Origin of the sequence: Thiomicrospira sp. S5 (assembly GCF_003991075.1) — a bacterium.
GTDB classification, from domain to species: Bacteria; Pseudomonadota; Gammaproteobacteria; order Thiomicrospirales; family Thiomicrospiraceae; genus Hydrogenovibrio; species Hydrogenovibrio thermophilus.
Window position 1 is genome coordinate 995,660 of record NZ_CP014470.1, and the last position, 23,275, is coordinate 1,018,934.

Annotated in this window: 22 protein-coding genes; 8 read left to right on the forward strand and 14 right to left on the reverse strand. The window is 52.8% G+C overall.

The window, feature by feature from the left end; translation table 11 throughout:
- Window positions 1–5: 5 nt before the first annotated feature.
- From AYJ59_RS04475 to nrdB, 4 genes are all read right to left on the reverse strand, one after another.
- A complete protein-coding gene (locus tag AYJ59_RS04475; RefSeq protein ID WP_068650510.1) occupies window positions 6–293 on the reverse strand; it encodes an amphi-Trp domain-containing protein in 288 nt (95 codons plus the stop codon).
- Window positions 294–303: 10 nt separating this feature from the next.
- Window positions 304–1,521 (reverse strand): metallophosphoesterase, encoded by a 1,218-nt coding sequence (locus tag AYJ59_RS04480; protein ID WP_127119357.1) that lies wholly within the window; start codon window positions 1,519–1,521, stop codon window positions 304–306.
- Between the two features lie 12 nt (window positions 1,522–1,533).
- The gene (locus AYJ59_RS04485; RefSeq protein WP_127119358.1) at window positions 1,534–2,250 is read right to left on the reverse strand and encodes a histidine phosphatase family protein; all 717 of its coding nucleotides are present in this window, start codon (window positions 2,248–2,250) and stop codon (window positions 1,534–1,536) included.
- A gap of 130 nt (window positions 2,251–2,380) precedes the next feature.
- Window positions 2,381–3,514, reverse strand: coding sequence for a class Ia ribonucleoside-diphosphate reductase subunit beta (gene nrdB / locus AYJ59_RS04490; protein ID WP_029938687.1), 1,134 nt, complete (start codon window positions 3,512–3,514; stop codon window positions 2,381–2,383).
- A 385-nt stretch (window positions 3,515–3,899) separates the two neighbouring features.
- Between nrdB and AYJ59_RS04495 the strand changes: the two genes are divergently transcribed.
- Entirely contained in the window at window positions 3,900–4,376 is a 477-nt protein-coding gene (locus AYJ59_RS04495) for a hypothetical protein (RefSeq protein ID WP_127119359.1), read from the forward strand.
- A 21-nt stretch (window positions 4,377–4,397) separates the two neighbouring features.
- Here AYJ59_RS04495 and AYJ59_RS04500 read toward each other — a convergent pair whose 3' ends face one another.
- The 4 genes from AYJ59_RS04500 to AYJ59_RS04515 all read right to left on the reverse strand — a co-directional run bounded on the left by AYJ59_RS04500 (window position 4,398) and on the right by AYJ59_RS04515 (window position 8,855).
- On the reverse strand, window positions 4,398–6,338 hold the full coding sequence (locus AYJ59_RS04500; protein WP_127119360.1) for an ATP-binding cassette domain-containing protein: 1,941 nt from the start codon (window positions 6,336–6,338) through the stop codon (window positions 4,398–4,400).
- Window positions 6,339–6,399: 61 nt separating this feature from the next.
- Entirely contained in the window at window positions 6,400–7,617 is a 1,218-nt protein-coding gene (locus AYJ59_RS04505; RefSeq protein ID WP_127119361.1) for a PAS domain-containing protein, read from the reverse strand.
- Between the two features lie 15 nt (window positions 7,618–7,632).
- Window positions 7,633–8,322: a spermidine synthase gene (locus AYJ59_RS04510; protein ID WP_127119362.1), complete on the reverse strand. Its 690-nt coding sequence runs from the start codon at window positions 8,320–8,322 to the stop codon at window positions 7,633–7,635.
- Window positions 8,307–8,855 carry a protein disulfide oxidoreductase gene (locus AYJ59_RS04515; RefSeq protein WP_127119363.1) on the reverse strand — a complete coding sequence of 183 codons (549 nt, stop codon included), beginning with the start codon at window positions 8,853–8,855 and terminating at the stop codon, window positions 8,307–8,309. Before AYJ59_RS04515 ends, AYJ59_RS04510 begins: the two co-directional genes overlap by 16 nt.
- A 96-nt stretch (window positions 8,856–8,951) precedes the next feature.
- On the opposite strand from AYJ59_RS04515, the gene tmpT reads away from it, so the two are divergent.
- A complete protein-coding gene (tmpT, locus tag AYJ59_RS04520; RefSeq protein ID WP_127119364.1) occupies window positions 8,952–9,593 on the forward strand; it encodes a thiopurine S-methyltransferase in 642 nt (213 codons plus the stop codon).
- Here the strand turns inward: tmpT and yrfG are convergent.
- Entirely contained in the window at window positions 9,580–10,263 is a 684-nt protein-coding gene (yrfG, locus tag AYJ59_RS04525; protein WP_127119365.1) for a GMP/IMP nucleotidase, read from the reverse strand. The two genes, tmpT and yrfG, sit on opposite strands and share 14 nt — an antisense overlap.
- Before the next feature lie 30 nt (window positions 10,264–10,293).
- On the opposite strand from yrfG, the gene nudE reads away from it, so the two are divergent.
- A complete protein-coding gene (gene nudE, locus AYJ59_RS04530; RefSeq protein ID WP_127119366.1) occupies window positions 10,294–10,842 on the forward strand; it encodes an ADP compounds hydrolase NudE in 549 nt (182 codons plus the stop codon).
- A gap of 137 nt (window positions 10,843–10,979) precedes the next feature.
- On the opposite strand, the gene AYJ59_RS04535 is transcribed toward nudE, so the two are convergent.
- Window positions 10,980–12,164 carry a pyridoxal phosphate-dependent aminotransferase gene (locus AYJ59_RS04535; protein ID WP_127119367.1) on the reverse strand — a complete coding sequence of 395 codons (1,185 nt, stop codon included), beginning with the start codon at window positions 12,162–12,164 and terminating at the stop codon, window positions 10,980–10,982.
- A 310-nt stretch (window positions 12,165–12,474) separates the two neighbouring features.
- On the opposite strand from AYJ59_RS04535, the gene uvrB reads away from it, so the two are divergent.
- The 3 genes from uvrB to AYJ59_RS04550 all read left to right on the forward strand — a co-directional run bounded on the left by uvrB (window position 12,475) and on the right by AYJ59_RS04550 (window position 16,564).
- A complete protein-coding gene (uvrB, locus tag AYJ59_RS04540; RefSeq protein WP_127119368.1) occupies window positions 12,475–14,511 on the forward strand; it encodes an excinuclease ABC subunit UvrB in 2,037 nt (678 codons plus the stop codon).
- Between the two features lie 63 nt (window positions 14,512–14,574).
- A complete protein-coding gene (locus AYJ59_RS04545; RefSeq protein ID WP_127119369.1) occupies window positions 14,575–15,417 on the forward strand; it encodes a nuclear transport factor 2 family protein in 843 nt (280 codons plus the stop codon).
- Window positions 15,410–16,564, forward strand: a complete 1,155-nt coding sequence (locus AYJ59_RS04550) for a L,D-transpeptidase family protein (RefSeq protein ID WP_127119370.1) — start codon at window positions 15,410–15,412, stop codon at window positions 16,562–16,564. The genes AYJ59_RS04545 and AYJ59_RS04550 overlap by 8 nt, the downstream gene beginning before the upstream one ends.
- Window positions 16,565–16,603: 39 nt before the next feature.
- On the opposite strand, the gene AYJ59_RS04555 is transcribed toward AYJ59_RS04550, so the two are convergent.
- From AYJ59_RS04555 to AYJ59_RS04565, 3 genes are read right to left on the reverse strand one after another with little or no spacing between them, the layout of a single operon-like run.
- The gene (locus AYJ59_RS04555; RefSeq protein ID WP_237260370.1) at window positions 16,604–17,557 is read right to left on the reverse strand and encodes a M14 family zinc carboxypeptidase; all 954 of its coding nucleotides are present in this window, start codon (window positions 17,555–17,557) and stop codon (window positions 16,604–16,606) included.
- A gap of 52 nt (window positions 17,558–17,609) precedes the next feature.
- Window positions 17,610–18,044: a DNA polymerase III subunit chi gene (locus tag AYJ59_RS04560; protein WP_127119371.1), complete on the reverse strand. Its 435-nt coding sequence runs from the start codon at window positions 18,042–18,044 to the stop codon at window positions 17,610–17,612.
- Window positions 18,045–18,057: 13 nt separating this feature from the next.
- Window positions 18,058–19,542 carry a leucyl aminopeptidase gene (locus AYJ59_RS04565; protein ID WP_127119372.1) on the reverse strand — a complete coding sequence of 495 codons (1,485 nt, stop codon included), beginning with the start codon at window positions 19,540–19,542 and terminating at the stop codon, window positions 18,058–18,060.
- A gap of 60 nt (window positions 19,543–19,602) precedes the next feature.
- Here AYJ59_RS04565 and lptF point away from each other — a divergent pair, with 60 nt between their 5' ends.
- Window positions 19,603–20,805 carry an LPS export ABC transporter permease LptF gene (gene lptF / locus AYJ59_RS04570; protein WP_237260371.1) on the forward strand — a complete coding sequence of 401 codons (1,203 nt, stop codon included), beginning with the start codon at window positions 19,603–19,605 and terminating at the stop codon, window positions 20,803–20,805.
- Window positions 20,802–21,917, forward strand: a complete 1,116-nt coding sequence (lptG, locus tag AYJ59_RS04575) for an LPS export ABC transporter permease LptG (RefSeq protein WP_237260372.1) — start codon at window positions 20,802–20,804, stop codon at window positions 21,915–21,917. Before lptF ends, lptG begins: the two co-directional genes overlap by 4 nt.
- Window positions 21,918–21,986: 69 nt before the next feature.
- On the opposite strand, the gene AYJ59_RS04580 is transcribed toward lptG, so the two are convergent.
- Complete coding sequence (locus AYJ59_RS04580; RefSeq protein WP_127119373.1) at window positions 21,987–23,201, reverse strand: glycosyltransferase family 9 protein; 1,215 nt, start codon at window positions 23,199–23,201, stop codon at window positions 21,987–21,989.
- Between the last annotated feature and the right edge of the window lie 74 nt (window positions 23,202–23,275).

A 23,275-nucleotide genomic window follows, 5' to 3' on the forward strand; every position in this document is an offset into this window, starting at 1 on the left:
TTAGGTTATTTTTTCGGTTTTTTCGGGTCGATAAACAGCGGCGACTCTTCGAAGTCGGAGCTTTGATCGGAAGACCAGCTGATTTTGATGTTCAGCGTCTGGCCTTTTTTCGATTTATCGGCTTTGATTTTGAGGTTCGCCAGTTTTTGCGGGGTCAGCATGAATTCTTCCTCTTCATCACTGAACTCGATGGCGCCTTTTTTGAACCCCTGCGTGATGGCTTTTAAATAGCTGATGATGGCATCGTTGTCTTGCAGAGACTCGTGTTCGAAGTATTTACTTTTTTTAGCCATACCCTACCTTCTATTGCTGTTTCAGCTGTTTGGGGTGGAATTGTTTGGTCATGGGAAAATCGCTGCTGAGCGCAGAGACCATGCCGTCGGCATAGAAAATTGTAACAGCTTCGCCCGGGGTTTGTAGGTTAGATTTACGGCGGCAATTGGCGTTGAGCTGGGTGTCGCACTCGAAATTCAACAGACCTTGGCGCAGAAACAACTGTTGGCCTTCGCGGTGGCTGCGGTGGCCGTTGACGATGGCGAAGATGTGGTTGCGGCGCAAAATGTCGCTGCCACGTTCGGTCAAAGGCCAGTCGTTGGCGCGGTATTTGGTGCGGAACACATTGCCGAATTCGCTGTAGTACATTTCGAAAATCCGGCCTTGATTCATTTGCTCGCGAAAGGTCTGGTTGAGTTCGTCGGCACTGTGCGCCACCAGTTTTTCGGCGAACTGGTCGTCCAGGCCGGCGTGGCTGAAACAATAGCTGCCGGCGAGGTGAATCAAGTCCAGCGCTTGGAAAAACCAAGCGAATTCGCCATCCGGTGACAGGAAGAGTTGCTTAGCTTTGGCAACGGCCTGGTAAATTTCCGGCAGGCTTAAACCGTGTTCGCCGCAGGCCTGGATGAAATCGTCCTGTTTTTTGCGAATCTGTTTCAGTTCTTTATCGATTTTGCTTTTCGGCATGGTGTGTTGCGCATAGGACGGAAAGAAATCGAACCAGTCTTCGGATGGAAACAAACGTTGGCGAATCACCGAATCAGCCAGGCCTGGCAGTTTTTCGCCCTGACAATAATGGCGGTGGATTTCGGCAAACAAGCTGGCGGTTTTGCGTCCCATGCGTACGAAAAAGTGGGCTTGGCGCAGGTCGTCCATGAAGTCGGTCGCCAGCAAACCGGCGTAGATGCGGATGTCGTGATTGCCGGCCAGCAGCACCAGATCGCATTCGGCATGCTTAAGCTCGGCAATCAGGCGGAACAGGGCCAGGTTGCTCGGCCCTTTATCGAAGCAGTCGCCGCCGATGATGATTTGCCCGCTGCGGCCTTTGGTGGTGAGGGTGATGCGCTCGACGGTGCTGTCGAGCGTGACCAGATAACTCAGTTTCAGCGAACGTAAAAAGGCGTCGGCATCGGCGTGCAAATCACAGAAAAAATAGGTGTCTTTTGCCGGTGCCATCCAGTTTTCGGTTGGGAAAGGCGTTTGGGGGTGTGGCTGAGGTTGCCAAGCGGTTGCGGTCGCGGCGTACATAATCCATTCTCCTCAATCAATCATTGACGGGTTGGCGCGGGCGCGCTGTTTCCATTCGCCGTGACGGTGTCGCCAGTCTTGCGAACGGGTTCGGTATTCAAAATAAAGTGGGCGGGCGTGGTGCATGGACTTTTGGGCGATGTCCTCAAACGACAGCAGGCCGAGCAGAAACGCGGCGTGTCGAAAGGAAGCCCCGTGCCCCACGATGATTTTCAAGGTCGGTTGCGTTTCGGTTTGCGCCAGTGACGCGAACGTTCGGTTGAGGTGTCCAGCAACCCGCTCCCCGGCGGACAATAAGGATTCCGCACCGTGTACCGGTAAGCGGTAATGACTGTCGGATTTCCAGTTGAGCGGGGGAGATTCGACTCTTGGATCCTGCTCCAAAATGTGCTCGATTTCGGTGACGGATAAGTTCGCCAGGGCACCGACGGAACGTTCGTGTAGGGTTTTCTGCTCGACGATACGTCCTTGAAAACCGGCTTGGCGTTTGAGTGTTTGCTTCAAGGCGTCGGCGGTCTGCCAGGCACGTAACGAATGCGAGGTGTCGATTTCCGGGTGAAGTCTCAAGCCGTGCGCCTGGGCGTAATGATACACGTCTTCGGCGGCGCGAGCGGCCTGTTGTTGGCCTAAGGTCGTCAGAGCACCGTGTTGTAACGCGCTGGGCGTATTGGGTTTTTGATGGTATTCTCCGTGACGGAGGAACGCCAGAATGTGTGTCGCTTCGTTCATTCCGGCCAGTTTAGAGTGCTTATTTGAAAATCAAGTGATAAGCGGATGACAGTTTTGTAACAAGATTGACGGGGGCGAAAAACCAAAAAGCCCGCAGAAGCGGGCTTTGGGATATGATGAGTACGGCTGTTTACAGCGCGAAATCGTTGAAGTCGTCTTTGCCGACGGTGGAGTCCACCTGGCCGACCAGATAGGAACTGATTTCCGATTCCTGTGGTGCGACCTGAACGTTGTCGGACACCAGCCAGTTGTTCATCCACGGAAGTGGATTGCTTTTCTGTTCGAAAATCGGATCCAGTTTCACGGCGCGAATACGCGTATTGGTGATGTACTCGACGTAGTCTTTCAAAATGCCGGCATTCAAACCGATCATGGAACCGTCTTTGAACAGATAGTCGGCCCATTCTTTTTCCTGTTCGGCGGCTTCGCGGAAAATCTGATAGACCATGTCTTCGTTTTCCTTGGCTATTTGCATCATTTCCGGGTCGTCTTTGCCTTCGCGCATCAAGTTGATGATGTGCTGGGTACCGGACAAATGCAGGGCTTCGTCACGGGCGATCAGCTTGATGACTTTGGCGTTGCCTTCCATCAAGGAGCGTTCGGCGAAGGAGAAGCTGCAAGCGAAGGAGACGTAGAAACGAATCGCTTCCAACACGTTGACCGATACGATGGTCAGGAACAAGGCGGTTTTCACTTCTTTACGGAAGGCGTCGTCTTTTTCCAGATCGATTTCTTCGGCGTACATGCGGTTGGTCAGGTAAATCAAACGGTCGTAATGTTCGGTGACGCTGATGGCGCGTTTGACGATTTCGTCATTGGTGACGATGTCGTCGAACACCAATGACGGATCCGAGACGATGTTGCGAATAATGTGGGTGTAGGAGCGGCTGTGGATGGTTTCCGAGAAGGACCAGGTTTCAATCCAGGTTTCCAGTTCCGGAATGGATACCAACGGCAACAGCGCCACATTCGGCGAACGGCCCTGTACCGAATCCAGCAGGGTTTGGTATTTCAGGTTGCTGATGAAAACATGTTTTTCGTGATCCGGCAGATCGGCGTATTCCCCTCGGTCGCTCGACAGGTCGATTTCCTCCGGTCGCCAGAAAAAGCTTAATTGCTTTTCAATCAGTTTTTCGAAAATCGGGTGCTTTTGCTGGTCGTAACGTGCCACGTTGACGTTTTGGCCAAAGAACATCGGTTCTTTCAACGCATTGTTGGAAGAACGGCAAAAGGTAGAATAAGTATGTTTTTCGTTACAGCTCATAAAGAAGTTTTCCTGCCAAAAATAAGCAAAAATAAAAGGGTTTTCCAGCGTGGGATTTCGATTACGCAATAGAATAAAATTGTAGCGTATTTTTTGCGATGGTGACATCATGTTTTTCGCAAAAGCGAGTCTAGCATTCTACGCGAAATTTATATAATTGCAATTAAGAATTATTATTATTTATGACGGATGGAATGGGCGGTCACCGTTTAGGATTGGCTTGGTCGCGTCGGCGGAAATAGCGCACAGAGGTCATCTGTTTGTCATTTTAAAGCCACACCGAGGCAACGGATTTTTTGGTAATATAAAAAATAAAACCGAATTTTCAGCGGGTTCCGACCGGGAACAAGTCTCGAATCCGCCTTGACCGTGTGGACTGACAAAAATGGGATTCAAAAAAGAATTGAAATGGCTGAAAGGCCGACGCATTGCCGTATGCGAACCGGATGCGCAACGTTTTGCCGATATTGAACAGTTTCTGAAACGCTATGGCATCAGTGTCGCGGCCTTTAATGACGTTGATGCGGTGGTCTCGGAAATTGAAAAGCGTCGCTATTCCACCCACCGGGTGTATTTGGCGATTCTCATCGATTTTCAATTGGCCAATCAGGTCGAGCAGGCCTGGCAGGAAACGACCCATAACAACCCGACCATTTTGAAAACGCCGGTGGTGTTGATGCGGCGGGATGACGAGTTGGCCGCGGCTTTGCCGCTCATCAATAAGGGCTATTTCCGCTTTCAACTGGCGCAACCGGTGCAACCCAAAGCGATGTTGCGATTATTGAATCGCTTGAACCGCTGGAAAAAGTGGCGCGAAGAGTTGTCGATGCCGCCCAGACCAAGCGCTGTGCTCGGTCACTGACCTTCGCCAACTCTGATATGCCTAGTCTTCGAGTTGGGCTTCCAAAATTTCCCAACGTTCGAAAGCGGCTTCCAATTCGGCCTCACACGCATTGAGGCGTTCCAAGACCGCCTCATGGCCGGTTTGTTGATAAAACTCCGGTTCGCTGATTTGCATTTGCAGTGCTTCCAACTCCGTTTCCAGTGTTTCGATGGTTTCCGGCAGGGCATCGTATTCCCGTTGGTCTTTGTAGCTCAACTTTTTCGGTTTTTTCGCTGCGGGTTTGTCGCTCGATTTGGCGGCTGGCGTTTCGGTCTTTTCGCCAGGCCTGGCGGATTCTTGGGTGTTTGTCCGAGTGCCGGTTTTTTGAGTTGGGGCGTCGTAGTGCGCCGGGCGCTGGCGTAACCAGTCGTCGTAACCACCGACGTATTCATTGACTTGGCCTGGTGCGTCGAACACGATGGAGCTGGTGACCACGCTGTTCAAAAAGGCCCGGTCGTGGCTGACGATGAGCACGGTGCCCGGATAATCGAGCAGGAGTTCTTCCAGAAGTTCCAAGGTTTCAATGTCCAAGTCGTTGGTGGGTTCGTCCAGCACCAGCAGGTTGGACGGTTTGGCGAAGACGCGCGCCAGTAACAGACGGTTACGTTCGCCGCCGGACAGGGCTTTGACCGGTTGGCGGGCGCGTTCCGGACTGAAGAGGAAGTCGCCCAGATAGCCCATGATGTGCTTGCGTTGACCGTTGATTTCGATGTAGTCCGACTCTTCCAATACACTGTCGACCACCGCTTTGTTTTCGTCGAGCTGGTCGCGGTGTTGATCGAAATAGGCGATTTTCAGATTGGTGCCGAGTTTGATGTGACCGGATTGCGGTGACAGTTGGCCGAGTAGCAGCTTCAGCAGGGTGGACTTCCCGCAGCCGTTGGCACCGATAAAACCGACTTTGTCGCCGCGCAAAATCATGGTGGAGAAATGATCGATGACGACTTGGTCGGGCCAGGCAAAGTGAATGTCGTCCACTTCGATGACCTGTTTGCCGGAGTGGTTGGCCTGGTTGTATTGCAGGTTGGCTTTGCCTTGTTGCTGACGGCGCGCCTTGTGGGCTTCGCGCAGCTTTTCCAGCGCGCGAACCCGGCCTTCGTTTCGGGTGCGGCGTGCCTTGATGCCTTGACGAATCCAGGCTTCTTCCTGCGCCAGCTTTTTATCGAATTCGGCATTGGATTTGGCTTCGGATTCCAGTTGTGCGGCTTTGCGTTGCAGGTAGGTGGCGTAATCGCATTCCCAGTTATAAAGCTGGCCGCGATCCAGCTCCACGATGCGCGTCGCCAGCGCTTGCAGGAAGGAGCGGTCATGGGTAATGAATACCAGGCTGCAAGACAGGTTTTTCAAAAAGTCTTCCAGCCATTGGATGGAGGGGATGTCCAAATGGTTGGTCGGTTCGTCCAGCAGGAGAATGTCCGGGTCTTGGATCAGGGCCTGCGCCAGCAGAACTCGGCGCTTCATGCCGCCGGACAATTCGGAAAATTCGGCTTCGGCGGGTAATGAGAGTTTGGAAATCAGTGTTTCGACTTTCTGGTTCAGGTCCCAGCCGTCCTGGTCATCAATGGCTTGTTGGGTGCGGGTCAGTTCATTCAAGGTGTTTTCGGAACTGTCGTCGGCCAATGTCGCGGTCAATTGGTGGAAGCGTTCGATTAACTGACCGATGTTGCCCAGGCCTTGTGCGATGATGTGGAAGACACTGCCTTGGGTGTCATTGGGCACTTCCTGTTGCAGCTTGGCGATTTGCACGCCGTCTTGCAGAATTCGACTGCCATCGTCGGCTTGAACGCTGCCTTCAATGACTTTGAGCAGGGTGGATTTGCCTTCGCCGTTGCGTCCGACGATACAGACCCGTTCGTTGGGCTCGATTTTAAAATCGACGCCGTCCAAGAGGGTTTGGGTGCCGTAGCTGAGTTGGGTGTCGCGTAGGAAAAGCAGTGCCATAGAACAATAACGCCTTCAAGTTTGCAGGGTGGGTGAATGAGGACTCAAATAGGGGAGCATTTTAATCCAGTGGCGACGATTTCGCATCCATCTCTGTGTCTTTTTGTGTCGCCTCGGTGATGTCTTCGATATAGGAACACAGCACTCGGTCGTCGTTTTCCAGCGTGGTGACAAAACTGGTGATGCGTAATGTCAGCAGACGGCCGTCTTTATGAAACGCGCGTCGCTCGACGGTTTCCAGGTTCGGTGTGGCGTTGCGGATATGGCGCTCAATGGCTTCGATGCTGGCTTGACGGTCGTCCGGGTGGAAGAAACGAGTGTAGACTTGGCCGGTGAGCTCCTGGCTCTGGTAGCCGCAAAGTTCCACCATTTTAGGGTTGATTTCCACTTTGTTGGAATTGAGATTGAACAGAGACAGCGGTATCGGCGCGGTAGCGAAAGCACGTTGGTAAAGGGTTTCCGGGTGAAACTCGATGTCGGCCAGCGCCTGAAGTTGTTTCGGCAGCTTCTGCACCGCCGACAGATCGGTATGGGTGCCGATGATTTTATACGGATGGCCGTTGGCGTCGCGCTCGGCTTTGCCTCTGGCCAGAATCCAGACTTGATGACCTTGTTTGTGGCGCATGGGGAAAACGGCTTCGTACCATTCGGTTTTGCCGGACAGATGTTTTTCCAGATTTTTGTAGGCGGCGGTGACGTATTTGGGCGGCACGCGTTTTTCCCATTCGGCCATTTTGTCTTCGATTTCATAGGGTTCGTAGCCGAGTTGTTTTTTCCAGGTCGGCGAATAGAACACCGTGTTGGTGCCGAATAGAAATTCGAAAAAACCGACATTGAGCGAGTCCAACACCAAGTTGAACTGGTGTTTGTTTTCGCGGTTTTGCTGGTCTTCCAGATAACGCTTGGTGATGTCCTCCCAACTGAGTACCAGTTGTTGTTGGCCGTCACTGTCGTCGATCAGGACGAGTTCGCGTACCCATTTGATTTCACCGTTCTGGTTGAGGATGCGAAACGGCAAGCGTTCGAAACTCGGGGTTTCCGGCTGGGCGGCGTAAGCTTTCAACTCAAGTTGGTAGCGCTCACGGTCGTCCGGGTGAACCCAGTCGAGCAGGTGCATGGCGCTGTCGTCATCGGGTAAACGAATCAGTTTGCGTAACGCCACGGAGTGATAGTTCACTCGGTAAGGCGGCGTCAGTTCGCACAGCATACAGGCGATGCGGTGCTGGTTGAACAGGGTTTCAAACTGTTCGGAGTAGGCGCTGAGACTGGGAGCGGTCATGGTGTTCTCCTCGGGTTAACATGGTTTTACCGATAGAATCAGATTGTTGCTGGAGTGGATTTCGCGCATGGTGATTTCACAGTCGGTCATGTCTTCCCAAAAGCGGATGACTCTGAGGGTTTTTTCCGGCGTGCCTTTCCACAAATTGAATAACAATAATCCACCAGGCCTGGTCAGTTTTTGCAAAGCGAGCAGGAAGATTTCGTCGGTGAATTCGGGCGGCATGCTATCGCCGTCGTAAAGGTCGATGACGATGATATCGTAGCGTTCGGTTTCCTGCAGGACGAACATGTAGGCGTCGGCTTCTCGCGTGTCGATGTGTGGCGTTTCCGGCAGATGGAAATACCGATAAGCGATGTCGATGACTGCCGAGCGGAGTTCCACCACGGTTTGCTGGCATTTCGGAAAAATATGGTGCATTTGAGCGGGCAGGCTGCCGCCACCAAGCCCCAGCGTTAACAGGCGGTTGATGGCGGCCGGATGCTCCAGAATAGATTCCATCAACGCTTCCTGGTATTCGAACGCCAGCGTCATGGGGGCGTTGAAATACAGGCGACTTTGCTCGACGCGGGTGCCGAAATACAGGCTGCGTGCCACTTGAGTGTCGACGACTTCAATCAGGCCGAAGCCGTCCCGGACACTGTGGATGATTTGTCCTTTAGGCGTGTTTTTGCGGCGGAACTTGGATGCTATTGAAGCCACCATAGACGCGTTCTCAGCCCATAAGGCGTGGTGTAGCCGACTTCGACAAAAGAAACGTTGCCGTCCGGGCCGATAATAAAGGTGGCGGGGACGGCGCGGGCGCCGAAGGCTTTCATCAGTTGGCCGTCGAAATCGTTGACGATTTGGTTGGGGTTCATGCCGTGCTCTTCGGCAAAGGCAAGCAGGCCTTCGTCGTCCATGGACTGGGTGGCGATATTGATGACCGGGTAGTCTTTGGAAAGGCGTTCGACACTGTCGCGTTCCAGTTGGCAAATCGGGCACCAAGTGGCCCAGAAGTGGACCATGACGGGCTGGCCGCGATAATCGGCGAGTCGAATCGGCTGGCCGGTGATGGATTCGGTTTCGAAAGCCGGGGCCGGCCCTTTGACGACGTCACCTTGCATGAACGGACGCAAGGCGAGATAGACGATGATGAGTGCCAGCATGAACAAGAGATTTTTCACCCATTTGCGCTGTAAGAAAGCGCGGGTGGCTTGTAATCGGTTTTCCGGGACCGGTGGTTTCGACATTTTCATGGTTGTTGCAAACTTTTCGTCATCGATTTTGGGTAAAATTATTGCCAGCCATATTAGCGTAATTCAGGCGCAAAACAAAGGATAAACACGGAAAACATGAAAGCGGATTTTTGGCATCGAAAATGGGCGCGAGACGAAATCGGTTTCCATCAACCGGGGGTGAATGCCTTGCTGAAAACTTACTGGCCGATGCTGGGAGTCGCCCAAGGCGCGGCCGTGCTGGTGCCTTTATGCGGTAAGTCACAGGATATGGTGTGGCTGCATGCGGCCGGACATCCGGTTTTAGGTGTGGAGCTGAGCGAAAAAGCGCTGGCGGATTTTCTGACGGAAAACGGCTTGAACGGCCGACCGGCTCAGCATGACCGTTTTTGCGGTTACGAGCTGGAAGACATGACGTTATTCTGCGGGGATTTTTTCCATTTGTCCGCCGATGACTGTAAAGGGGTTCAAGCCGTCTATGACCGGGCGGCGTTGGTGGCGTTGCCCTCGGAAATGCGCCGTCGGTATGCCGAACACATGACAGTAATCCTGGGAGCTACGGTTCCGATGCTGCTGATCGGTTTGGAGTACGACCAGACGTTGAAAGCCGGGCCGCCGTTTTCGGTGCCGGAGCGTGAAATCCGTGATTTGTTCGGCAATCGCTACCAAATCGAGGTGCTACACTCGGAAACCTTTGAACGCAAAGGCGTGTCCACTACGGAAACCGTGTATCGGTTGACGCCGCTCAATCCGGCATGATTTGGTTGAAGTTCTCGAAGTAAGGAAAGGCTTTCGGGTCGATTTTGTCCATTTTCGGACTGACGTGAACCGCGGCCAGTTGATAGGCGATGCCGAAGGCTTGGGCGGATTCCAGCGCGTGGAGGTTGTCGTCCACCAGTAAGGTGTGTTTTGGGTCGAAATGCACCTTATTCTGAATCGCCGACCAAAGGGCGCCATCTTCTTTCGGCATACCGAAGTCGTGGGCGGAAATCATCTCATCGAAGTAGTCGCCGATTTCGGTCATTTCCAGTTTGATGGCGAGGCTGTCGCGGTGAGCGTTGGTGACCATGATGACGTGCTTGCCCAGCGCTTGCAGGCGTTGCAGGAAGGTGATGACTTCCGGGTGCGCCTGAATCATGTGTTTGAGCTCGTGTTTGAGCGCGGCAATGGGCAAGTCAAGCTGTTCGGTCCAGTAATCGAGGCAATACCAGTTCAAGGTGCCTTGCTGGGAGTGGATTTTCTCGCGGATGATGCGTTGGGCTTCGTCTTCGGTCATTTGATTACGCTCGGCGTACATCTGTGGAACGTAGGTCATCCAGAAGTGCCAGTCGAAGTGTAAATCGAGCAGTGTCCCGTCCATATCAAGCAAAACCGTCTCGATGTCATTCCAGGGGATGGCGGGGCCTTGAGCGGTGGTTTTAATTCGCATTTTAACTCCTATTCTCGTATGATGCTCGCTATGGAAACGAAAAAATCGCCCGTTATTCTAACGAAAAAAAAACTCGCTAACACGCGGATTTTCACCGTGGAAGGATTGGATATCCTCTATGGGAATGACACGCAAGTGCAGTTTGAGCGTTTGGTCAGCTCGGCGTACGGTGCGGTTTTGATTGTACCGGTTTTGGACGATGCCCTGGTGTTGATTCGCGAGTATGCGGCCGGGGTGGAGCGTTATGAACTCGGTTTCCCGAAAGGGAAAATCGACCCAGGCGAGGACTGGCAGCAGGCAGCGGTGCGCGAAAGCCAGGAAGAAATCGGCTTTTTCCCCGAACAGGTGTCTTTGTTGGACTCGCTCAGTTTGGCCGCCGGTTATATGACTCATCAAACGCATGTGGTGCTGGCGGAAGGGCTGCGTCCGCAGCAAGCGGAAGGTGATGAACCGGAGCCGTTGGAAGTGGTTCACTGGCCGTTATCTGATTGGAAAACCCTGTTAGAACACCCGGAGTTTTCAGAAGGCCGGGCTTATGCGGCTTTGATGTTGGTGTTACGTCACCTCAACCAGATTTGAACCCAGTACGTAGGTTGCGAGCGATTTTGCGTGTCCGATGGTTTGTCTTTAAAGATTCTTGAGCAAGTTCCCCTGAATACACAAAAACCGCCAGGCCTGGCGGTTTTTTGTTTAAGTCCTTTGACACGCGTTTTGCGTTAAGCCTTTTGCATGAAGCCGTCGATGCGATCCAGAGCATTCACCAAGTTGTCCATGCTGGTGGCGAAGGAGATACGCAAGTAGCCTTCGGCACCAAAGCCGGATCCCGGCACGGCGGCGACGTCGACCTCTTCCAGAATCGCCGTGGCGAAATCGGCATCCGTCTCAAACCCTTTCTGTTTCATGGCATCGCGGACGTCCATAAAGGCATAGAAAGCGCCGGCGGCCGGAATGCACTTGAAACCGGGAATTTGATTGATACGTTCCACCACGAAATCGTGGCGTTTTTTGAATTCCACCAACATGGTTTGAATGCAACCTTGGTCGCCGTTCAGGGCTTCCACCGATGCGGCCTGGGAAATCGAGCACGGGTTGGACGTGCTTTGGGATTGCACTTTTCGCATGGCTGCGATGATGTCTTTCGGGCCGCCGGCGTAACCGATGCGCCAGCCGGTCATCGAATAGGCTTTGGAGACGCCGTTCATGACCACGGTGCGGTCGGTCAGTTCCGGGCAAACTTCCAGGATGTTGGTGAACGGCGTGTCGGTGAGTAAAATGTGTTCATACATGTCGTCCGACGCAATCAGAATGTCCGGGTGCTTGGTGAGCACTTCGCCGAGGGCTTTCAGTTCTTCCGGCGTGTAGACGGCTCCGGTCGGGTTGGACGGGCTGTTGATGACCACCAGTTTGGTTTTCGGGGTAACCGCCGCTTCCAATTGTGATGCGGTGATTTTGAAGCCTTGCTCGATGCCGGCTTCAATAATGATCGGTTCGCCACCGGCCAGCAAAGCCATGTCCGGGTAAGACACCCAGTAAGGCGCAGGAATGATCACTTCGTCGCCGTCGTCCAAAATGCCTTGGCACAGATTGTAAAAACTCTGTTTCCCGCCAGACGATACCAGAATCTGGTCGGCCGCAAAGTTAAGATGATTGTCACGCTTGAATTTGGCGATGATGGCGTCTTTCAGTTCCGGTGTGCCGTCCACGGCAGTGTAACGGGTTTGGCCGTTTTCAATGGCGTGAATGCCGGCCGCTTTGATGTGGTCGGGGGTGTCGAAATCCGGTTCGCCGGCGCCCAAGCTGATGATGTCCTTCCCGGCGCGTTTCAGCTCGGCGGCTTTGGCGGTAATGACCAAGGTCAGGGAGGGTTTGACTCGATTAACACGATTGGACAGTCGGGACATAAATTTTCATCTCATTCAAGTTGGTGGACGGTGCCATACGAACCGGAAGCAGAACGGATTCGACATTGTTGGGCGATTCTTTTTCAGATTCCCAAGATTCCAATGGGTTTCGGTTTTGTTCTGCTCGGCACTCAGGTAAAATGTTACGGTCATTTTACAACCAATTCGGCCTTTTTTTAAGTGAAAAATTCAGTGTTTAGGGCGGTTTTGGCGTAAATTTTCTTTAATCGGTAATTGAATCGGATTGGCCGACAGTAAACTGACAACAAATTATTTTTTAACGAACCCGACGCGGAGTCTCAACGAGCCCATGGCCAAAGCATTTGAAATTGTTTCTTCCTACCAGCCGGCCGGTGACCAACCGACTGCCATCGCACAATTGGTGGAGGGATTGGAAGATGGTGAAGCCTTTCAAACCCTGCTGGGGGTGACCGGTTCCGGGAAGACGTTCACCATGGCGAATGTCATTGCACAGGTTCAGCGGCCAACCATTATTCTGGCGCACAATAAAACCTTGGCGGCGCAGTTGTATGGCGAGATGAAAAGTTTCTTCCCGCACAATGCGGTGGAATATTTCGTTTCCTACTACGATTATTATCAACCGGAAGCCTATGTGCCGGCTTCCGATACTTACATCGCCAAAGACTCCTCGGTGAACGAACAGATTGAGCAGTTGCGGTTGTCCGCCACCAAAGCGTTGATGGAACGCAATGACGTGGTGCTGATCGCGACCGTCTCGGCGATTTACGGCTTGGGTGATCCGGACCTGTATTTGAAGATGATTTTGCAATTGCGTTTGGGCGATGTCATCTCGCAGCGTGATATTCTGGAACGTTTGACGAGCATGCAGTACACCCGTAACGACGTCGAGCTGTGGCGGGGCTGTTTCCGGGTGCGGGGCGATGTCATCGATGTCTTTCCGGCCGAGGCGGAAGAGTATGCCATTCGCATAGAATTGTTCGATGACGAAGTCGATTCGCTGGCCTGGTTTGATCCTTTGACCGGCGAAGTCTTGAGTCGTCCGACCCGCATCACCGTTTATCCGAAATCCCATTACGTGACGCCGCGGGAACGGGTGTTGGAAACCATTGACAAAATCAAGGATGAGCTGGTGGTGCGCTTGCAGGAATTGCGGGACGCCAACAAGCTCGTCGAAGCCCAGCGTTTGGAAGAACGCACGCGTTTGGACATCGAAATGATGATGGAGCTGGGGTATTGTTCCGGCATCGAAAACTATTCGCGCTATCTATCCGGTCGGGGCCCGGGCGAACCGCCGCCGACTTTGCTGGATTACCTGCCGAAAAACGCCCTGATGTTCATCGACGAAAGCCACGTCACCATTCCGCAAATCGGCGGGATGTATAAAGGGGACCGTTCCCGTAAAGAGAATCTGGTCAACTTCGGTTTCCGTCTGCCGTCGGCGTTGGATAACCGGCCGATGCGGTTCGACGAATTCGAACGCATCATGCCGCAGACCATTTTCGTCTCCGCCACGCCGGCAAAGTATGAGGAAGAACATCAGTCGAAAATCGTCGAACAGGTGGTGCGGCCGACCGGTTTGCTGGACCCGGTTTTGGAAGTGCGCCCGGCGCTTACCCAGGTGGACGATTTGTTGGGCGAAATTGGGTTGCGGGTGGACAAGGAGGAGCGGGTATTGGTGACCACCTTGACCAAACGCATGGCGGAAAACCTCACTGAATACTTGGAAGAACACAATGTCCGGGTGCGGTACCTGCATTCGGATATCGACACGGTGGAACGAATTGAAATCATCCGCGATTTGCGGCTGGGCGAATTCGATGTGTTGGTCGGCATCAACCTGTTGCGGGAAGGGCTGGATATTCCCGAAGTCTCATTGGTGGCGATTCTGGATGCCGATAAAGAAGGGTTCTTGCGTTCCGAACGATCTCTGATTCAGACCATTGGCCGTGCGGCGCGAAATGTGGCCGGTAAGGCGATTCTGTATGGCGATAAAATCACCGATTCGATGCAGCGGGCCATTGACGAATCCGAACGCCGCCGCGCCAAACAGATCGAGTTCAATGAAATGCACGGCATCACCCCGCAAAAACTGAACAAAAAAGTCGCGGATATTTTGGAAGATTCACCGTACGCACCGCGTGCCGGTGCTTCCGCGGCGAAACTGAAAGCGGCCGAGTCAGAGGGCGATTATGATACGTCGAAAGCCAAGGCCATGACGCCGGCGGAATTGGCGTCGGCCATCAAGCGGTTGGAAAAACAGATGTACAAAGCGGCCAAGGATTTGGATTTCGAGCAGGCCGCCAAGTTGCGTGATGAAATCAAAGGCTTGAAAACTTCTATGGTTGGCGTGGGCGATTTACGTTAGAATACCTTAGTTTTTTAAAGAAATCTGACGGTTATACGTGCCCCGGTTCGCAAAAAAGGATTTATGAAACACGATAGCACCCATCTTCGAAAACGCCCCGGCGCCCTATTGACGACTCTTTTGTGGACTTGGGGGATAATCGCTCCCTTGACGATGTTTGCCGAGACGGCGGCAGCGGATGAGCAAGCGTATCAAACGCGTTTCGAACAGGCGATTCAGGCGTCTCAGTCCGGTGATATGGACGGCGCGATTCAACTGTTGCAAGGCCTGTTGAAAGATTACCCGCAGGACTTGGCGGCGAGTAATAACCTGGCGGCGGCCTACATCAAGCAACACGAGTACGACAAGGCGCAACAGGTTCTGGAGTCGGCATTGAACGCCGACCCGAAAATCGCCGCCTTGCGCAAGAACCTGAACCAGATTTACGCTTACCAGGCGCAGCAAGCGTATCAATCCGTGTTTAAAAAGTCGGAAGTGGATTTGCCGCAAGGGCAATGGATTCTGTCGGCTGGCACTGAGTTGAAAACGCCGGAGCAGGCGCAATTGGCGTTGGTGGAAAACAATATGAAACGGGTCGCGAACCGCGTCGAAAGCTGGCGTCAGGCCTGGGTGGAACAGGAAGTGTCCCGTTATCTTGATTATTACAGCCCGGATTACACCTCGGACAATTACAATAATCACCAGGCCTGGGCGAAAAGCCGGGATCGCAGTTTAACGCGTCCGAGCTACATCCGTATCCAGTTGGACGATGTTCAGGTAGTGCCGTTGACGCCGCAAACCATTCAAGTGACTTTCTGGCAAGCCTATGAATCCAATACGTTTAAGGATCGCGTACGCAAGAAACTGGTATGGCAGAACCAGGACGACCAATGGAAAATCGTACAGGAAAACGTGCTTTATGACTGAGAGCAAACGACCGGAACCTTTTCGGAAACCTCGCCCAATCTGGGGGGCGATGCTGTTATGCCTGAGCGCGATGGCGACGTCCGTTTCCGCGGAAGACGGCGCTTTGCAGGCCGAGCATTCCTTATTGTCCGGTTTGGGCGCGGTGAAAACGGCTTCATTCGATCAAGCCGTTTCCCAGGCGCAGACGCTCGCCAAAGATATGCCGGAATACAAACTGGCCCAACTGGTCAAAGCCGAACTCTATGCGATTCGCGCCGGTAAGGCCGATTGGATTCAGCAACAACGGCAACGCAATCAGCGCGAGGCGGAGTCCTTATTGTCCGAAGCCAAGGTGCGTTGGCAGCAACAGGAAAACGACGGCGTCAATCAAGATGCTACGTGGGATGCGCTTTTGGCGCAGTATGTTCTGAAAACCAGTGACGAACCCTACTTGGTGATTGTCGATTCCGAAGCACACCGCCTATTCCTATATCGTAAAAACGAAAACGGTTACCAGGAAGTGGTCAATTATTACGTCTCGTTGGGTGAAAAAGGCACCGGCAAGCAAGTGCGCGGCGACCTGAAAACCCCAATCGGCATCTACAAAATCGAAAAAGAACTACCGGACTCCAAATTGCCGGAATTGTATGGTGTGGCAGCTTTGACCTTGAATTACCCGAACAGTTGGGATAAGCAAAAAGGTCGAACCGGTTCCGGAATCTGGTTGCACGGTACGCCACGCAATACCTTTAGTCGAGCGCCGTTGGCCAGCCGTGGTTGTGTGGTGCTGAACAATCCGGCGATGGAGTCTTTGGTGTTCAAATACCGCTTGCTGCCGTCGACGCCGGTCATCATTGCGCAGAACATTCAGCGTAATTTCATTGAACGGAATGATGAAGACAAACAGCAGGTACTTTCGCAAATCAATCAATGGCTGCGCAGCCAGAATGATTATCGTGTGGATTGGGGTCACGTCAGTGTGTACGCCTATCCCGGGGAAGAAGGGGTTTATTACGTGAGCTTCCCAATCGACGAAGGGCGTAAACTGGTGGAGCAGTATTGGCAGCGTCAAAACGAAGGGCGTTGGCAGTTGGTGTTTGAAACCGAGCAGGAATCCAAAAACGCGCCGAGCGTGTCACAAAACCTGGCGTTATCCGGCAACCCTTAATCTATCCTTATTTCAAGGCGTCACGATTCGTGTGGCGTTTTAAAGATCCCACTCTTTTTGTTCGATTTTTTCGGTCACCCAAGTTTCCAGGTCATTCAGCATGTGGTTGATTTCGGTTTGGTTCGGCATGCGGCCAGCCGATTTCAACTCCAGTGTCAAAACCGGAATATTGAGGTGTTCGCCGGCATAACGACCGAGTGATCCCGGGTAGGTGCCTAGGGCACGGTGCTTGAGATGGCCGATTTTATTGGGTTGGGCATGTTCGGGACCGTCATAATCCAGCAGGCCGTAAGGTGCGTGAATTGAAATGATGGCGGTGGGTTTGAAGCGTTCAACCAATTGCACCATCCATTGTGTTTCCGGTTCACTGGCCGCGGTCGGACCGGGGTAACGACGCTTGTTCATGCGATAGTGGTTTTTCCAGGTGCGTATGGCCAGCTCGTCCCAGTCGGGCGACGGAAAGTTACGATTCAAGTCGACGCCGTCGGCATTCTGTCGGGTCGCCGGGCTTTGAAAAAGCCCATCCGGGTTGGCCAGCGGTAAAAACAGCCAATGGTATTGGGTTTGGCTCTCAGGGCTCAATAAGGTTTGAAGCCATAGGTAGCTGATACTGATGGCGGAGTATTCATCGCCGTGAATTCCGCTGATAAACAGGATGCGCCCTTTCGGTGGTTGATTATTGGCCGGTAGCACTTCCTTGTAGGTCAGGGGACGATGTTCGATGCTTTTATGTTCGATACTTTGATTCAAGTTGAGCGTCAAACACCCTTGGTAGTCCACGGTGCGCAGTTTATCGGCAAAGTCCTGACAGAATTTGGTGATAGCCGGTGGATTGTTCGGAGCGGGCGATGATACGACGGACGCCGACGCCGTTTGGCTCATGCTCATGAGGCCGCCGAGCAGGGCCAGGCGGAGAGCGGATGGCAGACGGGCTAAGCGTCGACCCGGTTTGACAAGCTGAGCGGTGCGTTTCATAAAAGCGTTTTTCGCCATTTTTGATGTTTTTCTTAGGAGGCTTATTTTAGCCCAAGGCTATGTCGGGGCGTTAAATTTTATGCACTACCGGCTCAAAGCCTTTGGCTTTATAGGTTTTCCAGCGCTCACGCCCCATTTGAATCAGCCGTTCGGACTGATCCAGTACCTCAATGGTCCGGCGGTATTGTTCGAAGGTTTCCGGAAAAACGGGGTGGATGTTGAGTAAGACGTCCTGACAGGGTTGGGCGATGTTCTCCGACCATAGGCGAATCGGCGCGGCAAGTTCGTTGACTTCTTCTCCGAGGACATGCGGGATGAACGCTTGTGGCTGGTATTGCCAAAGCTGCGTGTCGAAGCGTGTTCGAGCTTGCTCTTCGTCGAAACGAATGTCGCACAAGCGGTTTTCACGGTGAATTTTATTGACCAGTTTGGCGATGAAGGCTTCGCGTTCCGCATCGCCGTCACTGCTCAAAACATAGAACACCACATCTTGTTCTCCCGACATGATGCAACTCCGTTTACTGGCCGGCCTGAGCCATTAGAAAATCGACCACGGCCGGTACCGGGCGACCGGTGGCACCTTTGTTTTTGCCACTGACCCAAGCTGTGCCGGCAATGTCCAGATGCGCCCATTCCACATCCCGAGTATAACGTGCCAGGAATTGAGCGGCGGTGATGGTGCCGGCCGGGCGACCGCCGATGTTGGCCATGTCGGCGAAATTGGATTGCAGTTGCTCGTCGTATTCTTCGCTCAACGGCATTTGCCAGAAGCGGTCGTAGGTTTTCAAGCCGGAGGCCAGAAGGGCATCCACTAACGGTTGGTTGTTCCCCAGTACGGCGGACATTTGGTGGCCCAGTGCGATGATGCAGGCACCGGTCAAGGTTGCCATGTCGATGATTTTTTTCGGTTGATAGGTTTGCTGTGCATAGGTCAACGCATCACACAGGATCAAACGTCCTTCGGCATCGGTGTTGAGAATTTCGATGGTTTGACCGGAAAGCGATTTCACCACGTCGCCTGGCTTGGTGGCGTTGCCGGCCGGCATGTTTTCGGTGGATGGGATTACGCCGACGACGTTTACCTTAGGTTTCAAACGCCCCAAGGCTTCGAAAACGCCCAATACGGTGGCGGCACCGCCCATATCGTATTTCATTTCATCCATGGATTCGCCGGGTTTCAAGGAGATCCCGCCGGTGTCGAAAGTCACGCCTTTACCGACCAAGGCAATCGGGGCTTCGTCTCCGGCTCCCCGGTAGGACAGGCAAATCATTTTTGGCGGCGTATGCGCGCCTTGTGCCACCGCCATGAAAGCGCCCATGCCCATTTGAGTCATTTCGGCCTCGTCGAGGATATTGACGTCAAAGCCGTGCATTTCGCCCAGTTTCTGAGCGGTTTCCGCCAAATAGGTTGGGGTACAGAAGTTACTTGGCATGTTCGCCAGATCCTGGGTCAACGCCATGCCCAGAGCGGATGCTTGGGCTTGTTCCAGTTGTGACACATTTTCTGCGGACGCTTCAACCGGGAAGGTCATGCCGTTTAATTTCGGCGTCTTCGGGGTTTTCTTGTTGCGGCTTTCGTGTTCGTAATCGTATAGGCTGCGTTGGAAAGTCAAGGCATTTTGATAAACCGACCAGGCCTGGTCGGTTTCGGCCGGTTGTACGTCAATCAAGGAATTCAGCACTTCTTCCGCGCCGGAGTTGTCCAAGGCTTTGGCCGCGGCGTTCAAGCTTTCCAGATACGCTTTGACGGTCAGTTTGCCGATGTCGCCGAAGCCGACCAGCAGGACACGGCGGCATGGTACGCCCGTCGGCTGAAACACCATTTGGGTTTGCCCCGGTTTGGCCAGAAAATCCCCTTGTTCAAACAGGCTTTCGGTCAAGGTCGCCAATTGGGTGTCGGTGCCCAAATCGGTGGTTTGCCCCTTGTCGAACACCGGTAAAATCAAGGTGTCGAAAGCGTTCAGGTCGGCGTTTGAAGAGAGACTAAACTGGATTTGTTTCATGTCGCGGAATTCCTTCTTGTATAATCTTGAAAACAAATGAACCTTTCGTCTGGTGGCTGAATGTCAGCGAGCCAGATGCGCGTGTTTTCAATCGGTTGGATGGCGGTGTCGCCGTCTCGAAAATATCTCATTATTCTAACGCTTTGGTGGCTGTTTTTGCGAATTCTTGATAAATATCTCTACAAAGAATTGTTTGCGACCTTTTTTGCCGTTCTGTCGGTACTGTTGTTGATCACCTTTGGTACCGAGGCCACCAAACTGCTGGCCGTGGCCGTCGAAGGCACCATTCCGTCTTCCATTATCTTCAAGGTCTTACTGTATAAAATTCCACCGGCTTTGGAAGTGATTCTGCCGTTGGTCGCGCTGTTGAGTGTCATGCTGGCGGTGGGGCGTTTGTATCAGGATCAGGAAATGGTGGTGCTACAAAGTTGCGGCATCCCGACGCGTTATTTTCAGAAACGGGTGTTTTGGTTTTTGTTGCCGTTGGCCTTGCTGACGGCCTGGATTACCTTGTGGGTGACGCCTTGGAGTTATCAGCAGGAACGGCATCTGGTGGCGGAGGCGCAAGTGACCTCGCCGTTGGCGGCTTTGGTGCCGGGAAAATTCAACCCCTTGCCGAACGGCGAAGGGGTGTTTTACACCCGCACCATCGATGACGACGGCGACCTGTCGTCGGTCTGGTTACGATTGAAAACCGATGAGCAGGATGTGTTGATGACGGCACCGCAAGGCCGCTTCGAGTGGATTGACGGTAAGTTGGCTTTGGTGTTGTTGAACGGTCACAGTTATGAAGGGCTGGACAAAGGTGATGCCTTCACCGCCCGCGAATTCCGCCGGTTTGAAGGGTTTTTGCCGGAAATACAGGTGACCCCGCCAAGCCAGAAAAAATTTGAAATCGCCAGTATGCAGTTGTGGCAGTCGGATAACTTGGATTATCAGGCCTTGTTTCAATGGCGCCTGGTCACGCCGTTCAGTATTCTTGTCTTGGGGTTGCTGGGGTTGAAGATGAGTCGTTCCGGCCCGCGGGAAGGCCGGTTCGGTAAAGTGTTTTTCGCGTTGGTGCTGTATGTCGTTTACAACCAATTGTTGGTGACCTTCAAAGAAGCCATCGCCAACGAATCGTTGCCGACAACCATCGGGCTGTGGCCGGTGCCGGTGTTGTTTTTGGCCTATGCGTTGTATCAAGGCTCGCTGAAGCCGAGTTGGTTCGAGTGGCCGGATGTCGGTCGCTGGTTTAAGAAGCCCGCGGAGTCGAAATCATGAATATCAAGATGAACTTGATTGAACGTTACCTTGGCCGGGTTCTGGTCGGACATACCTTGTTGGTGCTGATGGTTTTGTTGGTGATTTTGGGCTTTTCGGAGTTCATGATTCAGGTTGGCAAACTGACCGATGAATACACGTTTGAAAAAGGTGCGTTGTACACGGTGTTGAAGTTGCCGGTGTACGGTTATGAGATTTTTCCGGTGGCGTTATTGATCGGTACCCTGATTGGGTTGGGCGGCCTGGCGAACCATGCTGAATTGACGATTTTGCGCGTCACCGGTTGGTCCATCGGGCGCATTTTCTGGGGCGTGATGAAGTCGGCGTTCATTCTGTGGATTTGCGCGGCCGTTATCGGGGAATGGGTGGCGCCGGCCAGTGAAAGTTACGCCAAGAAGATGCGCGGCGAAGCGCTCCATAAAAGCTTTTCCATCGGGGCGTCCGACGACTTCTGGATGCGGGAAGGGGAGCGCTATATTCATGTCGGACAAGTCATTTCCGACACTCAGTTCTACGATGTGCGCATTTACGATATGCAAGACGGTGAATTGAAGCAGACGATGTTTGCCAAAACCGCGCGTTTTGAAAAAGGTGAATGGCATTTGTTCAGTGTGGAAGGCAAACGCCTGGACTGGAAGATGGCTCCGTCCCGATTAGCGGACCGCCCGGAATGGAAACGTTTGGATTACATCGCCTTTAAGGATGTGTCGCTCCCGGTTTCCTTGCCGGTCACGCCGACGCTGTTGCAGACATTGCATGTTGAAACCCGTTATATGGGCATTTGGGATTTGTACCAATACATTGGTTTTTTGGAGGCCAATGCTTTGGATGCCGAACCTTATAAGCTGGCGTTTTGGCGCAAGGTGGCGATGCCGTTTGTGATTTTGGGGATGATCGCGTTGGTGTTCCCGTTGATTTTTGGGTCGCAACGTCAGGTGAGCATCGGGCAACGGGTGTTTGTCGGCATTATGATCGGCATGAGTTTCCATCTGTTGAATCAGATTTTCGGCAACCTCAGTGTCGTCTATCAGCTCCCGGCGATTGTCGGGGCGTTTCTACCGTCCATTGTACTGGTGTTGAGTGCGCTTTTCTTATTACGGCGTTTGCATTAAGCTTTGTTTATCACCGCCCGGCCGGTGGTTGTTTTATCTTTTGACCTGATCTTTAACTCAGGGTTCCGCTTAATAATTCAGTTCGATTTGAACCTGTTTGAAGACGGTATCAACCGTGATGGCGTCCATGCAGACCGGTTCGGTGCAGGGCGTTTTCCGGTGATTGGCGGCACTCACGCACGGTGAGCAGGCCAGTCCGGCGAAAATCGGCGTGCTGTTGCCCAGAGAACCGTACAGCTTCGGCGTTTCCGGGCCGAACAGAACAAAGGTTTTGAGTGGGGTAATGGCCGAAAAATGCCCAGGCCCGGAGTCATTGGTGACCATCAGGCGGGCGATGCTATACAAAATCGGCATTTGCAGCAGCTTCAATTGCCCTGCGAAGTTGATGCAACGTTCGTGGTCGACTTGTTCCAGAAGCTGTTGCGCTTCTTCGCGTTCGTTGGGCGCGCCGGTAATCAACACCAGCGCATTTGGATATTGAGTTAATACTTGTTGCATCAATGCGATGAAGTTGGCTTTCGGCCAACGGCGCTGCGGCAATAAGTCGCTGGCATTCGGGTTGATGAGCACCAGTTCGTGTGCGTCGCGGTCGTAACCGGCATAACAGTCGGCGACCTTTTGGTGCACAAATTCCTTTTCATCATCGCTGAAGGTGACTTGATCCAAGCGAATGTGGTCGTCGCTGATCAGTACCTTGGCATAAGGCACTTCCTGTTTCGGCGCTTCCAATGCATGAATGAGCGCCATGAAGTTTTTGGCGATGTGGATGTGCGGGTTGTAGCTGACTTTATGGGTCAGCATTTCACCACGATAGAGCCCTTCGCCGTGGAAATTATGGTAACCAATGCGGTTATTGGCGCCGCTGAAACCGGTCAGCAACGCCGATACCCGCGAGAAAAGTTCCAGGTCAATGGCGGTGTCGATACGGTTTTTTCGGCACCAGAACAGGTAACGCACGGCGTCGCGCATCAGCGTGAACAAGTTGTCTTCGCACAGGGTGAAGATGTTTTCCTGCGGGATGGTATTCAACAGATCCAGGCTGGGCTTGTTTTTACTGAAAATCACGAAAAACAGGTTGGCGTCAAAGACTTTTTGGGCGCGTTTCATGGCCGGGTCGGCAATGATGGTGCTGCCCATTTCCGAAAGCTCCACAAAGAGGATGTTTTTCGGCGTAGTGGGCTTTTTGCCTTTTAACCAATAAAGGGTTTTCAACACATAGGTGCTGACGAAGGTCAGCGGAATCCCCAGGTGGTGATCGATTTTTCGCATTAAATCTACATTCATGGCGTTATTGTAAGTCTTTTTATCTTGTTTCGGGAAATTGCTTGAGTCTTTTATGTTTTTACAAAAGGCTCTAA

Bases quoted from the DNA above. Each gene is read 5' to 3' on its own strand.
- AYJ59_RS04475 (WP_068650510.1), bottom strand. From the start codon at position 293: ATGGCTAAAAAAAGTAAATACTTCGAACACGAGTCTCTGCAAGACAAC.
- AYJ59_RS04480 (WP_127119357.1), bottom strand. From the start codon at position 1,521: ATGTACGCCGCGACCGCAACCGCTTGGCAACCTCAGCCACACCCCCAA.
- AYJ59_RS04485 (WP_127119358.1), bottom strand. From the start codon at position 2,250: ATGAACGAAGCGACACACATTCTGGCGTTCCTCCGTCACGGAGAATAC.
- nrdB (WP_029938687.1), bottom strand. From the start codon at position 3,514: ATGAGCTGTAACGAAAAACATACTTATTCTACCTTTTGCCGTTCTTCC.
- AYJ59_RS04495 (WP_127119359.1), top strand. From the start codon at position 3,900: ATGGGATTCAAAAAAGAATTGAAATGGCTGAAAGGCCGACGCATTGCC.
- AYJ59_RS04500 (WP_127119360.1), bottom strand. From the start codon at position 6,338: ATGGCACTGCTTTTCCTACGCGACACCCAACTCAGCTACGGCACCCAA.
- AYJ59_RS04505 (WP_127119361.1), bottom strand. From the start codon at position 7,617: ATGACCGCTCCCAGTCTCAGCGCCTACTCCGAACAGTTTGAAACCCTG.
- AYJ59_RS04510 (WP_127119362.1), bottom strand. From the start codon at position 8,322: ATGGTGGCTTCAATAGCATCCAAGTTCCGCCGCAAAAACACGCCTAAA.
- AYJ59_RS04515 (WP_127119363.1), bottom strand. From the start codon at position 8,855: ATGAAAATGTCGAAACCACCGGTCCCGGAAAACCGATTACAAGCCACC.
- tmpT (WP_127119364.1), top strand. From the start codon at position 8,952: ATGAAAGCGGATTTTTGGCATCGAAAATGGGCGCGAGACGAAATCGGT.
- yrfG (WP_127119365.1), bottom strand. From the start codon at position 10,263: ATGCGAATTAAAACCACCGCTCAAGGCCCCGCCATCCCCTGGAATGAC.
- nudE (WP_127119366.1), top strand. From the start codon at position 10,294: ATGGAAACGAAAAAATCGCCCGTTATTCTAACGAAAAAAAAACTCGCT.
- AYJ59_RS04535 (WP_127119367.1), bottom strand. From the start codon at position 12,164: ATGTCCCGACTGTCCAATCGTGTTAATCGAGTCAAACCCTCCCTGACC.
- uvrB (WP_127119368.1), top strand. From the start codon at position 12,475: ATGGCCAAAGCATTTGAAATTGTTTCTTCCTACCAGCCGGCCGGTGAC.
- AYJ59_RS04545 (WP_127119369.1), top strand. From the start codon at position 14,575: ATGAAACACGATAGCACCCATCTTCGAAAACGCCCCGGCGCCCTATTG.
- AYJ59_RS04550 (WP_127119370.1), top strand. From the start codon at position 15,410: ATGACTGAGAGCAAACGACCGGAACCTTTTCGGAAACCTCGCCCAATC.
- AYJ59_RS04555 (WP_237260370.1), bottom strand. From the start codon at position 17,557: ATGGCGAAAAACGCTTTTATGAAACGCACCGCTCAGCTTGTCAAACCG.
- AYJ59_RS04560 (WP_127119371.1), bottom strand. From the start codon at position 18,044: ATGTCGGGAGAACAAGATGTGGTGTTCTATGTTTTGAGCAGTGACGGC.
- AYJ59_RS04565 (WP_127119372.1), bottom strand. From the start codon at position 19,542: ATGAAACAAATCCAGTTTAGTCTCTCTTCAAACGCCGACCTGAACGCT.
- lptF (WP_237260371.1), top strand. From the start codon at position 19,603: ATGTCAGCGAGCCAGATGCGCGTGTTTTCAATCGGTTGGATGGCGGTG.
- lptG (WP_237260372.1), top strand. From the start codon at position 20,802: ATGAATATCAAGATGAACTTGATTGAACGTTACCTTGGCCGGGTTCTG.
- AYJ59_RS04580 (WP_127119373.1), bottom strand. From the start codon at position 23,201: ATGAATGTAGATTTAATGCGAAAAATCGATCACCACCTGGGGATTCCG.